Below are 269 nucleotides of genomic sequence, written 5' to 3' on the forward strand. Positions count from 1 at the left end.
TTCATTCCGCCACTGTTGCATGAGTTTTGGAATCTCCACAATATGAACTTCAATATCATCACTTAACTTCTTTTGTTGTTGCTGATTCCATAAGATTCTTGTTGTATGAAATGCTTCATATTCTGGAAACATTACAAAGTTTAATAAATTAATCGTAATGGTTTTGTGAAAAGAACTATATGGCATTCCCTTTTGTAGTTGGGATGTATATAGCCTTCCCCAGTAAGGAAAACTCACGTTTAGTATAAAAAATACGAACAAAAATGCCA

General features: G+C 32.7%; 1 protein-coding gene. It reads right to left on the reverse strand.

Going from position 1 to position 269, the window contains the following annotated elements:
• On the reverse strand, positions 1–269 hold a 269-nt coding region (locus tag FOT98_RS31855), incomplete at both ends, for an Rpn family recombination-promoting nuclease/putative transposase (RefSeq protein ID WP_260851169.1).

The sequence above is a fragment of the Bacillus sp. HY001 genome (assembly GCF_007558965.1).
Lineage (GTDB): Bacteria > Bacillota > Bacilli > Bacillales > Bacillaceae_G > Bacillus_A > Bacillus_A mobilis.